The organism is Kitasatospora sp. NPDC048722, assembly GCF_040650235.1.
Taxonomy (GTDB): Bacteria; Actinomycetota; Actinomycetes; order Streptomycetales; family Streptomycetaceae; genus Kitasatospora.
Map to the genome: position 1 here is coordinate 34,186 of NZ_JBEZGX010000034.1, position 12,282 is coordinate 46,467.

14 protein-coding genes are annotated in these 12,282 nt (G+C 73.7%); 11 read left to right on the forward strand and 3 right to left on the reverse strand.

Annotated elements, in window-relative coordinates:
* Positions 1-26 precede the first annotated feature (26 nt).
* Positions 27-380: a hypothetical protein gene (locus AB0C76_RS24155; RefSeq protein ID WP_359969087.1), complete on the reverse strand. Its 354-nt coding sequence runs from the start codon at positions 378-380 to the stop codon at positions 27-29.
* A gap of 293 nt (positions 381-673) precedes the next feature.
* Here AB0C76_RS24155 and AB0C76_RS24160 point away from each other — a divergent pair, with 293 nt between their 5' ends.
* Together AB0C76_RS24160 and AB0C76_RS24165 are read left to right on the forward strand one after the other, a co-directional pair.
* Positions 674-1,042, forward strand: a complete 369-nt coding sequence (locus AB0C76_RS24160) for an STAS domain-containing protein (protein WP_359969089.1) — start codon at positions 674-676, stop codon at positions 1,040-1,042.
* A gap of 65 nt (positions 1,043-1,107) precedes the next feature.
* The gene (locus tag AB0C76_RS24165) at positions 1,108-1,536 is read left to right on the forward strand and encodes a hypothetical protein (RefSeq protein WP_359969092.1); all 429 of its coding nucleotides are present in this window, start codon (positions 1,108-1,110) and stop codon (positions 1,534-1,536) included.
* 112 nt (positions 1,537-1,648) lie between these two features.
* Here AB0C76_RS24165 and AB0C76_RS24170 read toward each other — a convergent pair whose 3' ends face one another.
* Positions 1,649-2,527 (reverse strand): YhjD/YihY/BrkB family envelope integrity protein, encoded by an 879-nt coding sequence (locus AB0C76_RS24170; protein WP_359969095.1) that lies wholly within the window; start codon positions 2,525-2,527, stop codon positions 1,649-1,651.
* A 394-nt stretch (positions 2,528-2,921) separates the two neighbouring features.
* On the opposite strand from AB0C76_RS24170, the gene AB0C76_RS24175 reads away from it, so the two are divergent.
* The 3 genes from AB0C76_RS24175 (at position 2,922) to AB0C76_RS24185 (ending at position 6,319) form a co-directional block, all read left to right on the forward strand.
* On the forward strand, positions 2,922-4,139 hold the full coding sequence (locus tag AB0C76_RS24175) for a hypothetical protein (protein WP_359969098.1): 1,218 nt from the start codon (positions 2,922-2,924) through the stop codon (positions 4,137-4,139).
* 32 nt (positions 4,140-4,171) lie between these two features.
* Entirely contained in the window at positions 4,172-5,479 is a 1,308-nt protein-coding gene (locus AB0C76_RS24180; protein WP_359969100.1) for a cation:proton antiporter, read from the forward strand.
* A gap of 432 nt (positions 5,480-5,911) precedes the next feature.
* Positions 5,912-6,319 (forward strand): SHOCT domain-containing protein, encoded by a 408-nt coding sequence (locus AB0C76_RS24185; protein ID WP_359969103.1) that lies wholly within the window; start codon positions 5,912-5,914, stop codon positions 6,317-6,319.
* Positions 6,320-6,366: 47 nt separating this feature from the next.
* Here AB0C76_RS24185 and AB0C76_RS24190 read toward each other — a convergent pair whose 3' ends face one another.
* Positions 6,367-7,779 carry an MBL fold metallo-hydrolase gene (locus AB0C76_RS24190; RefSeq protein WP_359969106.1) on the reverse strand — a complete coding sequence of 471 codons (1,413 nt, stop codon included), beginning with the start codon at positions 7,777-7,779 and terminating at the stop codon, positions 6,367-6,369.
* A 162-nt stretch (positions 7,780-7,941) separates the two neighbouring features.
* On the opposite strand from AB0C76_RS24190, the gene AB0C76_RS24195 reads away from it, so the two are divergent.
* From AB0C76_RS24195 to AB0C76_RS24220, 6 genes are all read left to right on the forward strand, one after another.
* The gene (locus AB0C76_RS24195) at positions 7,942-8,637 is read left to right on the forward strand and encodes a CBS domain-containing protein (protein ID WP_359969109.1); all 696 of its coding nucleotides are present in this window, start codon (positions 7,942-7,944) and stop codon (positions 8,635-8,637) included.
* 28 nt (positions 8,638-8,665) lie between these two features.
* Positions 8,666-9,268, forward strand: a complete 603-nt coding sequence (locus AB0C76_RS24200) for a CBS domain-containing protein (protein WP_359969112.1) — start codon at positions 8,666-8,668, stop codon at positions 9,266-9,268.
* A gap of 14 nt (positions 9,269-9,282) precedes the next feature.
* Complete coding sequence (locus AB0C76_RS24205) at positions 9,283-10,089, forward strand: universal stress protein (RefSeq protein WP_359969115.1); 807 nt, start codon at positions 9,283-9,285, stop codon at positions 10,087-10,089.
* A 71-nt stretch (positions 10,090-10,160) separates the two neighbouring features.
* Entirely contained in the window at positions 10,161-10,835 is a 675-nt protein-coding gene (locus AB0C76_RS24210) for a response regulator transcription factor (RefSeq protein ID WP_359969118.1), read from the forward strand.
* 112 nt (positions 10,836-10,947) lie between these two features.
* Positions 10,948-11,247: an SHOCT domain-containing protein gene (locus tag AB0C76_RS24215; RefSeq protein ID WP_359969120.1), complete on the forward strand. Its 300-nt coding sequence runs from the start codon at positions 10,948-10,950 to the stop codon at positions 11,245-11,247.
* The gene (locus tag AB0C76_RS24220) at positions 11,244-12,221 is read left to right on the forward strand and encodes a nitroreductase family protein (protein ID WP_359969123.1); all 978 of its coding nucleotides are present in this window, start codon (positions 11,244-11,246) and stop codon (positions 12,219-12,221) included. The genes AB0C76_RS24215 and AB0C76_RS24220 overlap by 4 nt, the downstream gene beginning before the upstream one ends.
* The last annotated feature ends 61 nt before the right edge of the window (positions 12,222-12,282 follow it).

Sequence of the window (12,282 nt, forward strand, 5' to 3'; positions counted from 1 at the left end):
GCCTGCACCGGGCGGTGCGGCGGGTCTCAGGACCGCACCCGTGGGCGTGCCGGGCGCACGACCTCCCTCACGCTCTCGACGATGCGTTGGACGGCGTGCCCCATCGCGGCGGTGATGAGGAACAGGGCGCTGATGAGGATCCATCCGTCCCGCTCGTTGACGGTCAGGCCGGTGGGGGGCGCGGGGCGGTCCGGCGCCGGTGCACCTTGCGGAGCGGAGTGCACCATGTCCTTGGCGATCCCGACGACGCCCGACAGCGCGTGCGCGACCGCGCCGGCGACGAGAGCCGTGGTGCCCAGAACGAGCCAGTCGACACGGCCGAGTTCGACGGATCCGGGCACAGCCGTGGGACGTGGTGCCAGGTGGTGGAGGCCGAGCATTCGTCTCATCTCCTTCGGTGGGTGCGACGGGACTCTCCCTCCCTTCCGACGTTCACAGAGCACGGCCGGGGTGCCATGGGCCGTCCGGCCCACACATCGGGGGCCGGACGTCGGGAGGACCGTGCGTCACTGCCTCGCTCCGGCCCGGAGTCGTGCCCCGCACCGAACGAGGCCGTATGGACCATTGACGCGGCCCATGCGGCCCAGGAGGGGCTGGAAGGCCGGGCCTACGGTGGACATGTGGGCTTCTGTTCGGAGGCCTTTCCGCCAGCCGAGCTTCCCGGGCGGTCGTGATGGAAGACGACGACCTACTCCTGACCAGGACCGTGGTGCGCCGGGGTACCGCCTTGGTGTCGCTGGACGGAGAACTCGACATCGCGACGGCGCCGCTCGTGGTGGATGCCGTCACCCGGGCCCTCCAGGAACGTCCGCTTCGGCTGGACGTCTCCGTCGCGGCCCTCGCGTTCTGCGACGTCGCCGGTGTGCGTGCCCTTCTTCAGGCCCGCCGGGTCTGCCGCGCCCACCACTCGGAGTTCCGTCTCGTCGGAGTCCGGCCGAGGTTCCTGCGGGTCCTCGCCCTCCTCCGAGTCACCGAGCTCCTGTCGTCCCAACCCGCGCCGGTCGGGAGCCGGGCGGGTGTCCTCTCCTCGGAGTCCCCCTGAACAACCTCTCTTCGCTCCCGTCTCCCGGCCCCGGCGAGGCGGCCGTCACCGAAGGAGTCCGTGTCATGACCAGCAGTGCCACCGAAACGGGGCGCACCGCCCAGGTCCCCGGACATCGCCCCTTTGCGACCGGGTGGACCATCTTCGCAGCCATCATGCTGATCGCCGGCGGCACCATGGCGATCTTCCAGGGGATCGCCGGCATCACCAAGGACAGCCTGATCGTCGTCACCCGTCATTACGTGTACTCGATGAACACCACCGGGTGGGGAGTGATCCACCTGATCCTCGGGATCGTCGTCCTCCTGGCAGGCGTGGCCCTGTTCAGCGGCGCGACCTGGGCCCGCGTCGCCGGTGTCATCGTCGCCGCGCTGGGAATGATCGCGAACTTCCTGTGGCTGCCCTACTACCCGTTCTGGGCGATCGTCCTGATCGCGATCGACGCCTTCGTCATCTGGGCGCTGTGCGTCGGGACGACCAGAAAAGAGGTCTGACGGCCCCAGAGGACGACCGTCCCCGACCCTGACGGCAGGGCGGGCCCGGCCTCCCGGACCCTTCCGGAGGCCGGGCCTCGCCATGCCCGCCCGACCGACCGCGGGGCCGTCGTCACCCGTCCTCCGGTTCCGGAGTCCCCAACAGGCGGGCCAGCCGGCCCTGGCTCGCCACCACGTACCCGATGCCGATGCCGAGCGTGATCGCCGTGAAGACCACGATGAGCCAGCTGAGCAGGGTGAAGACCAGACCGAGCGGGCCGAACTGCGTCACGCTGCGGTTCAGCGAGCGGGGGACGTAGAGCTGCGATCCCCAGGCGAGCGCCGTCAGCGCGGCGCTGGTCAGCACGGCTCCCGGTAGGAGCGGGAGCCAGGGGACACGGCCACCGAGCAGCAGGTGCTGCGTCCACCACCAGAGAAGGGAGGCCGTGACCAGGTAGAGCACGGCCCCGAGACCGTCGCCCGCCCCGAAGCCGGTCCGGATGTGCCCCTGGACGACCAGGGCGGCGAGCCACACCAACAGCCAGGCGAGCCAGCGCCAGGCGGCCAGACGTCCCGCGAGGTGGGGCAGGTACCAGCTGCGTTCGCACAGGCGCTGCAGCACACGGCTGCAGCTCGTGGCCGAGAGCAGCGTCACGAGGATCCCGATGCCGCCGAAGGCGTCGGTGGTGGTGGACGGGTTGGTGTGGAGGACCTGTTGGACCTCGTCGAGCGAGGCGCCCCGGAGCCCCAGGACGGCACGCAGGGACTCGGACACGCTGTTGCGCACGGCCTGGGGCATGAAAGCGGCCAGCACGAACAGCACCGGGATGGCGGTCAGGAACGCCTGCGCCGCGAGGCGGGTGGCGCTGTCCAGGACGTTGACGTGGACCAACTGTGCGACGAGCCGGCGCAGGAACGGGGCTTCGCGCAGCGTGGCCGTCCGTTGTTGCAGCCAGGCGGATCGGGTGCGGATCCAGCGGGCGCGACTCGGCCGACCACGCTGTTCCGCCACGCCGTTCTCCTTCCGACCCATCCGGCACCTCGCCGCCGCTGCACCTCGTCGCCGGCACGAGAACTCCGAGTCCCTTCCAACAGTGGGTGACGGGATGGCCCGTGGCATCCCGGGCGGAGGGCCGTTCGGCGCAACGGGCCGGGGACGTTCCACCGGAGCGCCTCCGCACGGCGCCGTCGTCGATCCGCCGACCCACCTCGTCCGGACGGACCACCCCGGGATGCCGGTCGACGGACTCTACGGGGCAATGGGGGAAGCGGCGCCACGGCCGCACCGAGTGCGGGGAGAACCGATGAACGAGCCGCCGGGGCCTGCGGCCCGGCCGGCCACGGGCGAGCCCCCGAGCGGCCGGCCGTCGGGCGCCCGCCGGCGCTCCAAGGCGGGAGGGATCGCCATGAGCACCGTCTCGGCCGTCCTGATCACGCTGACCTGCATCCTGGTGCCGGTGTCGCTGCTCACCGTCTGGGTGCACGACATCGTCCTGGACACCGACCGGTACGTCGCCACGGTCGCTCCACTGGCGACCAGTCCCGCCGTCCAGGACGCCGCGGTCCACCGGATCACGGAGGCGGTGGACGTGAAGGTCGACGGCTCCGCCGTCGCCTCCGACGTGGCCGGCTGGCTGGAGTCGCAGGGCCTGCCCCCCAGGGCCGCCTCCGCGGTCAAGGCGCTCGGGCCCAAGCTCGATGACGCGGTGAACCAGGTCGTCACCAAGGTCGCGACCGGGGTCGTGCACAGCGACACCTTCGCGACGGCGTGGACGCAGGCCAACCGCGCCGCCCACACGGCCGTGGTCCACGCCCTCACCGGCCAGGGCCGGGGCGCGGTCGAGGTCAGCGACGGGACGGTCACCCTCGACATCGGGACGGCCGTCGACCGGCTGAAGGAGGAGCTGGTGGCCGCGGGGGTGTCCCCGGCCGCGAAGATCCCGGACGTCAACAAGCAGATGGTGCTCTTCCAGTCCGACAAGCTGGCCAAGATCCGCGGCGCCGCGCACGCCCTCGACGTGATCGGCAACTGGCTGCCCGTTCTCACGGTGCTGCTCGGCGCGGCCGGCGTCCTGCTGGCCCGGCGCAGGCGCCGGGCCCTGGTGACCACGGCCCTCGGCTCGGCCGGTGGCTGCCTGCTGGTGGCCATCGCCCTGGTGATCGCCCGGCACTACTACCTCGACCACCTGCCGCCCGCCGTGCAGTCGCCGGCGGCTGCGGCGGCGATCTTCGACGCCCTGCTGCGGTTCCTGAGGATCAGCCTGCGCACCGCGATGGTCCTGGGCGTGGTGGTGGCGCTCGGCGCCTACCTGTCCGGTGCGGGCCGGTTCCCCCGCGCCGTCCGCGGCCGGGCGGACGCGGTTGCGGACTCGGCGGCCCACTGGGGCGACGCGCACGGCGTGCACACCGGCCGGGCCGGGACCTGGACCGAAGGCCACCGCCGTTGGCTCGTCCTCGCGGCGCTGCTGGTCGTGGCCCTGGTGTTCGCCCTCTGGAACCACCCGACCGTGCTGACCGTCCTGCTGCTCGTCGCCGTCCTCCTCGCGGTGCTCGCGGTGCTGGCGCTGCTCGCCGCCTCCGGGCGTACCACCGCCCAGGAGGAGGACCGCCCTGATGCGGAATAGGGCGGGCCCGCAGCCGGGAAGGCCCGGCTGCGGTGAGTGACGCCGCCTGGGCAGGGGTGGCGGTGGCCGGGGTCACCGGGGCCTACGCGCTCGCCTCACGCCGTCTGGCGACCACGCCGGTGTCCGGGCCCATCGTGTTCACAGCGGCCGGCGTCCTGCTCGGGCCCGTCTGCCTCGACCTGATCAGCCTGGACGCCGACGGCGGGTCGCTCCGCTCGCTCCTGGAGGCCGCCCTGACGCTGGTGCTCTTCACCGACGCCATGGCCGTGCGGCCGAAGGAACTGCGTACCGGCGCCGCCCTGCCGGGCCGGCTGCTCGGGATCGGCCTGGTGCTCAGCATCGCACTGGGTTGGCTCCTGGCCTGGCCGCTGCTGCCGGGGCTCACCGCGTGGGAGCTCGCGCTGGTGGGCACGGTCCTCGCGCCGACCGACGCGGCGCTCGGCAGCAGCGCGATCGCCAACCCGCGGGTGCCGGGCCTGGTGCGCCAGGGGCTGAACGTGGAGAGCGGCCTGAACGACGGCATGGTGCTGCCGTTCTTCGTGGTCTTCCTGGCGGCCATCCCCGGCACCGTGTACGCGCAGGAGGGCGAGTCCGGCACGTTCTGGCGGGCCCTGCTGCTCAGCACCGCGCTCGGCCTGGCGGTCGGGGGCGGCGGCGGCCGACTGCTGCGGTGGTCGAGCGGACGGGGCTGGATCACGAGGGAGTGGCGCCAGCTCCACGTCCTCACGGTGGCCGCGGCGTCCTACGGCCTGGCGGTGGCCATCCAGGGGAGCGGCTTCATCGCGGCCTGGGTGGCGGGCTTCGCCTTCGCGTTCGCCAAGCGCCGTGACGCGGCACCGGTGCCGGAGGACGACCACACCGCCGACCTCGCCGAGTACCTGGGCAGCCTGCTGGCCCTGCTCAGCCTGCTGGTCTTCGGCGCCGTGGTCCTGGGGCCGACGCTGGAGCACCTCGGCTGGCGCATCGTCGTCTACGCCGTGCTCAGCCTCACCCTGGTCCGGATGGTCCCGGTGGCACTCTCCCTCGCCGGGAGCGGACTGAAGGCGCCCACGGTGGCCTACATCGGATGGTTCGGGCCGCGCGGCCTCGCCTCGATCGTGCTCGGTCTGCTGGTCGTGGAGCAGCACGTTCCGGGGGTGGAACTGATCGGCCGGGTGGTCGCGGTCACCGTCGGCCTGAGCGTCGTCCTGCACGGGGCGTCCGCGGTGGTGCTCTCGGACGGCTACGGCCGCTGGTACGAGCGGGCCGCCGCCCGTGACCCGGAGCTGCGGGAGAGCACCTGGACGCCGGCCGTGCGCCGGCGCCGCAGGTTCGACCCGACCGGTCCGCCGGGGGAGTGAGGGCCGCCGTCCGAAGGCTCGTCCCACCCGGACGGTCCAGCGGACGGCCTCCCCGCTCGTCCCGTCCGCCGACCGGACCTAGGTTTTCACAAGGTGCACGTTCTGTGTCCGAAGAGCAGGTGCCCATGACCCGTCGTCCGAACAACCTGCTGATCGTCGCCGACGAGGAGCCGGCCGCGATCCCGCGTCCCCAGGGGTTCACGCTCCCCCGCCCGGGACCGGCTCGCCATCGGCACCGACACCTGCGCCCTGGTCACCGAACGTCCACGCCTGGTCGGCCCGCCCACCTGGCACGGCCACACCGACCAGCCACGCCCGCCGCGGCAGCCGGCCGCTGAGCGCGGATCACCACGGGACCGGGCCCCGGGCGAGAAGGACGCCCGGCGGCTCCGCCCGCGCCAACCGAAACCCACTCACCGACAGGACGAACCCATGCACACACCCGCACACCTCGCGGCCGACTACCCGGTGCTCAGCATCTTCTGGACCACCTGCCTGCTCTTCCTCTGGATCCTGTGGTTCATGCTGCTCTTCCGGGTCTTCGGCGATCTCTTCCGGGACGACTCGCTGAGCGGCTGGAGCAAGGCCGGGTGGACGGTCTTCGTGCTCGTGCTGCCCTTCCTCGGGGTCTTCATCTACCTCATCGCCCGGGGCAGGTCCATGGGCCAGCGCGAGATGAGTGAGGCGAAGGAGCGGGAGGCGGAGTTCCGCTCGTACGTGCGCGACGCGGCCGGCTCCTCGTCCACGACCGACGAGCTGGCGAAGATCGCGGAACTGCACAACGCCGGCAAGCTGACGGACGAGGAGTACCAGCGGGCCAAGGCCAAGATCCTGAGCTGAGGAGCAGTCGCGGGAGGAGGACGCGTGACCGCGGCGCCGCGGTCCGCTCAGCGGATCAGGACCCGCTCGCCCGAGCGGGGGACCACGGCGGTCCACCCGAGTTCGCGGTCGATGCGCTCGCGCAGTGCCTCCGCGCCCTCCGGCTCGCCGTGGACGAGGTAGACGGCGCTCGGCGGTGCTGCCGGGCGCAGCCACTCGATGATCTCGGCGGCGTCGGCGTGCGCGGAGAACGCGGGGACGTTGACGACCTCCGCGCGCACCGGGACGTAGGTGCCGTACATCTTCAGCGTGCGGGCGCCGTCGACCAGGTCCCGGGCACGGGTGCCCTCGGCGGCGTAGCCGACCACGACCACGGTGTTGCGGGCGTCCGGCAGGAGGCGGCGCAGGTGGTGGACGACGCGGCCGCCGGTGGCCATCCCGGAGGCGGAGACGATGACGGCCGGGCCGTGGGCGCGGTCCAGGGCGAGTGACTCCTGGAGCGAGTGGACGACGGTGAACGGCTCCGGGTCCAGGGCGGCCGGGCCCTCGGCGAGGACGTCGGGGCGCAGCTGGTCGGAGGCCGCCGCGAAGGCCTCGCGGTAGATCTGGAGGGTGGCCAGCGCCATCGGACTGTCCACGTACACGGGCACGTGGGCCGGCAGCCGGCCCGCCTTGCGCAGTTCGGTCAGCTGGTGCAGGACGACCTCGGTGCGGTCGACGGCGAAGGACGGGATGACGACGGTGCCGCCGCGCGCCAGGGTCCGCTCCAGCGCCCGGGCGAACCACGCGCGGGCGGCCGTCTCCTCGTGGTGCCGGTGCCCGTACGTGGACTCCATGAGCAGGACGTCGGCGCCGGTGAACGGTTCAGGCGGGCGGAGCAGCGGGTGGACCGGCCGGCCGAGGTCGCCGCTGGCGGCGATGGTGTGGCCGTCCTCCAGGGTCAGGTGGGCCCAGGCGGAGCCGAGGATGTGGCCGGCGCGGTGCAGCCGGAGCACGGTGCCGGCGGTCACCTCGACGTCGGTGTCCAGGGGGACCGGGTCGAACATCCGCAGCGCGTTCTCGACGTCCTTGTCGTCGTAGAGCGGCTGGGCCGGCCGGTGTTTGGACCAGCCGTGCTCGTTGGCGTGGTCCGCCTCCTCCTGGAGCAGGTGGGCGCTGTCGCGAAGGATCAGCTCGGCGATCCTGGCGGTGTCGGGGGTGGTGAGCACCGGGCCGCGGAAGCCGTCGCGGACGAGCCTGGGGAGGTAGCCGCAGTGGTCCAGGTGGGCGTGGGTGAGCACGACGGCCTGCACGTCGGCGGGGTCGAGCGGCAGCGGGCGCCGATTGCGCCGGCGAAGCTCGGCCAGACCCTGGAACAGACCGCAGTCGACCATCAGGCGGGCGTGGTCGGTCTCGACCAGGAACTTGCTGCCGGTGACCGTGCCCACGCCGCCGAGGAACGTCAGCAGGCCCGGGCGGGGCGTCGGGGTCTCCGTGGTCATGGTCGCCTCCGGGACGGGTCTGGGGTCCCCCCATCGTCGCGCCGTGCGGGCGTCCTGTCCTGGGCCGGACAGGCCCTGGCGACAGGGACCGTCCGGCCCTGTGCGCCGGGTTCCCGGCGGGCGGACAGTGAAGGCGGGACCACCCGAGGAGGAGTGAGGACGATGCAGCACCGCAGCGTCATTGACGTGATGACCCGTGAGGTCGTCACCGCCCGGCCCGACACGCCGTTCAAGGAGATCGCGGAGCTGTTCCAGCGCAACGACATCACCGCGATCCCGGTCGTCGACGATCAGCAGCGGCCGCTGGGCGTGGTGTCGGAGGCCGACCTGATCCGCAAGGCGGCCGTCCTGCCCGACCCGGAGGGCCGCTTCCCGGGCCGCTGGCTGAGCGCGGGGGATCGCGCCCGCGCCGAGGCCGAGACCGCCGGCGGGCTGATGACCAGCCCCGCCGTCACCGCCCGTCCCGGCTGGTCGGTGGCCGAGGCCGCCCGGGCCATGGACAGGGGCAAGGTCAAGCGGCTGCCCGTGGTCGACGAGATCGGTCGCCTGGTCGGCATCGTCAGCCGCGCGGACCTGCTCCAGGTCTTCCTGCGGCACGACGCGGCCATCCGCGACGAGATCACCCACGACGTCCTCGGCCAGACGCTCTGGCTCGCCCCGGGCGACGTCCAGGTGGCGGTGCACGACGGCGTCGTCACGCTGAAGGGCAGGCTCCCGCGGCGCAGCCTGATCCCGGTCACGGAGCAGCTGTGCCGCGCCGTGGACGGCGTCGTCGCGGTCCACCACACGCTCGACTGGACCGAGGACGACACCTCCCCGGACCGGGAGCACCCCCGCGCCTACCGCGCGGCCTCGTAGTCGTCCCCCGTAGTCGTAGGAGGTCATCGTGAAGCGGACCCTGAACACCGTCGCCGACGTCATGACCCACGCGGTCGTCGCAGTCGGCCGCGACGCGGACTTCCGCGAGGTGGCCGAGACCCTGCAGCGCTGGCGGGTCAGCGCGCTCCCCGTGCTGACCGGCGACGGCCGGGTGATCGGCGTCGTCTCCGAGGCCGACCTGCTCTCCGCCCGGGACCGGGACGGCGAGCGCGCCGACGCGCTGACGGCCGGGCGGATGATGTCCGTCCCCGCGGTCACCGTGCACCCTGCCAGCCCGCTCAACGAGGCCGCCCGGGCGATGGCGCGCGGGCACTTCAAGCGGCTCCCGGTGGTGGACGAGGAGGACTACCTCGTGGGGATCGTCAGCCGGGGCGACCTGCTCAAGGTCTACCTGGAGGACGACCGCGAGCTGGCCGACCGGGTCCGGTTCGAGCTCACCGCCACCCTCGGGCCGGTCGCCGCGGTGGACACCGACGTGCGCTCCGAGAACGGCCGGATCACCCTGACCGGCGGGCTGCCGGACACCGTGACCGCACCCGTGCTGGAGCGGCTGGTGCGGTCCGTGCCGGGTGTGGTCGGCGTCGAGCTCCGGCTCGCCGCGCCGGCCTGAGCGCGGTGGCCCACGTGCCTCCGTCCGTGCTGGCCGCCGTCGACGGCTCTCCCGAGAGCCTGGCCGCCGCCCGCTGGGCCGCCGACGAGGCGGTCCGGCGCGGAGCCGGACTGCGGCTCCTGTACGCCTGGCCCCGGCCGCTGCACGCGGCTCCCGGGCTCCCGGGCGTCGCGGAGGCGCGCGGACGCGCGCTCGGGATGCTCGCGGACACGGCGGACTGGGTGCGGGCGAACCATCCCGGCCTGGACGTCGGCACCACCCTGGGCGCCGAACCCGCCCCCGCGGGCATCACCGCCGCGGCGGCGTCCGCCGAGCTGGTGGTGCTCGGGTCGCACGAACCCCGCAGCCCGTTCGGCTCGGTGAGCCTGGCCGTCGCGGCCCACGCTCCCTGCCCCGTCGTCCTGGTCCGGGCGGCACCGGGGTCGGCCGGGCCGCCCGAGGAGGTGGTCGTCGGGCTCGACGTGTCCGACCCGGCCGAGCCCCTCCTGGCCTTCGCCCGGAAGGCCGCACGGGCCTTCGGCGTCCCGCTGCGAGCGGTCCACGCGTGGACGCCACCCGCGAAGTGGTGGTCCCTCTCGACGGGGGAGCGGGCCCGTCGCACCGAGGCGGAGGAAGACGCCCTGACCGACCTGCTGGCGCGCGGGACGGAGGCGGACGTCGTCCCGGACGTCCGGCGCGCGGACGCCGCCGACGCGCTGGCCGACGCCTCCCGTTCCGCCGGCCTGCTCGTGCTCGGTCGCACCGGGCACCGCCTCGGAGCGGTCACGAGGGCGGTCGTCCACCGCACCTGGTGCCCGATCGCCGTCGTGCCGCACGGCTGAGCTGGTGCGCCCGGCGGTCCGGACGCGCAGAATCGGGGGTGTCACCGACCGCGCACCGCAGGGAGCAGGCCATGGACACGCCCCAGCCCGTGCGGGTGTTCCTGCTGGACGACCACGAGGTGGTCCGCCGGGGCGTCCGCGACCTCCTGGAGGCCGAGCCGGACATCGAGGTCGTCGGCGAAGCGGGAACCTGCGCCCAGGCCCTCGCCCGGGTGCCGGCCCTGCGCCCGGACGTGGCGGTGCTCGACGTGCGGCTCCCGGACGGCGACGGCGTGACCGTCTGCCGGGAGCTCCGCGACCGGATGCCCGGACTGGTCTGCCTGATGCTGACCTCCTTCGACGACGACGACGCACTGCTCGACGCGATCATGGCCGGGGCGGCCGGCTACGTCCTGAAGCAGGTCAAGGGAGCCGACCTGGTCAGCGCCGTCCGCACGGTGGCCTCCGGCCAGTCCATGCTCGACCCGGCCACCACCCGCAAGCTCATGGAGAGCCTGCGCCACCACGAGGAGAGCGAGACCGACGCGGCCCTCGCCGGGCTCACCCCCCGAGAACGGGAGATCCTCGTGCTGGTGGGGGAGGGCAAGACCAACCGCCAGATCGGCCAGGAGCTCTACCTCGCCGAGAAGACCGTGAAGAACCACGTGTCCCGCCTGCTCGCCAAGCTCGGGGTCGAGCGTCGGCTCCAGGCCGCCGTGCTGGCGGCCCACGCCGATCCCGAGCAGCAGCACCAGCGCCCGCACTGAGGCACCGTGGCCCGGATGGTCCCGGGGTCCGGGCCGAACGGCCCAAGCGGTGTGCCGGAGCCCGGCCGCACGGTGGAGGTGATCCACCACCGGAACGGCCTAGGGGACGGCGATGATGTACTGGAACGGCATGGGCGGCTGGGGCATCGGCTTCATGACCGTGAGCATGCTGATCTTCTGGACGCTGGTGGCGCTCGGCGTGGTCGCCGTGCTCCGGCGGACGAGCCGGCCCGGCCGGCACGGTCCGGCGGCTCCCCCGTCACCCGCGCCGCCGCAACGGTCGACTCCGGAACAACTGCTCGCCGAACGGCTCGCCCGAGGCGAGATCGACCCGGACGAGTACCGGGCCCGCCTTGACACGCTGCGCGGCGGTGATCCGCCGCGCCGGGCCGACTCCTGGAGGCGGTCGTGACCACCCTCACCCTCGACGCCGCCGCGCTGGAGAAGCTCGTCTCCGCCGCCGTCGCCGCACCGTCGATCCACAACAGCCAGCCCTGGCGCTTCCGGCTGGAGCCGGCCACCTCGACCGTGGAGGTCCGGGCGGACCGAACCCGTGCCGTCCCGGCCGCCGATCCGCAGGGGCGGGCGCTGCACATCTCCGTCGGCGCGGCCGTCCTCAACCTGCGCGTCGCCGCCCGCCACCTCGGCTGGGCGCCCGAGGTGCGCCTGCTGCCCGACCCGGCCGAGCCGGACCTCTTCGCGGCCGTCGGGCTCGACGCCGCGGCAGCCGCGCCCGCCCCGGGGAACGAGCGGCTGTACGAGGCGATCTGGCGCAGGCACTCCAGCCGCGCACCGTTCACCGGCGAAGCCGTCCCGACGGGCGTCCTGGACGAGCTCGTCACGGCCGCCCACGCCGAAGGCGGCGGGCTCCACCTGCCCGACCACACGGAGACCGCGCGGCTGTTGCGCCTCACCGCCGAGGCCGAGCGGCGCAACACCACCGACGAGGCCCAGCGGACGGAGAGCCGCAGCTGGATCCGGTCCGGCGAGGTGCCGTCGTACGGGATCCCGGTCGGTGCGCTCGGCCCGCAGGACCTGGCAGGCCGTCTGCCCATGCGCGACTTCTCCGCCATCCACGCCGCCGAGCACCAGGTTCCCGCCCTCTTCGAGCACGAGCCGCGCATCGCCGTCCTCGGCACCGACCGCGACACGCCCGCGGACTGGCTGCGCGCCGGGCTCGCCCTGGAGCACGTGCTCCTGACCGCCACCGTCCACGGCGTGCGGGCCTCCCTCCTGCACCAGGTGATGGAGTGGCCCAACCTCCGCTGGGAGGCCCGCGACCCGCGCGACCGCCCCGGCTTCGTGCAGATGCTGATCCGCCTCGGCTACGGCCCCGAAGGCGCGCCGACTCCCCGCCTCGCGGCCCGTGACGTCGTCGAGCCGTAGCGGCGGGGCGGTCGGTGCGTTCGGGGCCGGGAGGATCCGGATGCGTCGGTGGCGGTGGCCC

What these genes read in the sequence shown, in the direction of transcription:
- AB0C76_RS24155 (WP_359969087.1), bottom strand. Translation starts at nt 380, where the DNA reads ATGCTCGGCCTCCACCACCTGGCACCACGTCCCACGGCTGTGCCCGGA.
- AB0C76_RS24160 (WP_359969089.1), top strand. Translation starts at nt 674, where the DNA reads ATGGAAGACGACGACCTACTCCTGACCAGGACCGTGGTGCGCCGGGGT.
- AB0C76_RS24165 (WP_359969092.1), top strand. Translation starts at nt 1,108, where the DNA reads ATGACCAGCAGTGCCACCGAAACGGGGCGCACCGCCCAGGTCCCCGGA.
- AB0C76_RS24175 (WP_359969098.1), top strand. Translation starts at nt 2,922, where the DNA reads ATGAGCACCGTCTCGGCCGTCCTGATCACGCTGACCTGCATCCTGGTG.
- AB0C76_RS24185 (WP_359969103.1), top strand. Translation starts at nt 5,912, where the DNA reads ATGCACACACCCGCACACCTCGCGGCCGACTACCCGGTGCTCAGCATC.
- AB0C76_RS24190 (WP_359969106.1), bottom strand. Translation starts at nt 7,779, where the DNA reads ATGACCACGGAGACCCCGACGCCCCGCCCGGGCCTGCTGACGTTCCTC.
- AB0C76_RS24195 (WP_359969109.1), top strand. Translation starts at nt 7,942, where the DNA reads ATGCAGCACCGCAGCGTCATTGACGTGATGACCCGTGAGGTCGTCACC.
- AB0C76_RS24210 (WP_359969118.1), top strand. Translation starts at nt 10,161, where the DNA reads ATGGACACGCCCCAGCCCGTGCGGGTGTTCCTGCTGGACGACCACGAG.
- AB0C76_RS24215 (WP_359969120.1), top strand. Translation starts at nt 10,948, where the DNA reads ATGATGTACTGGAACGGCATGGGCGGCTGGGGCATCGGCTTCATGACC.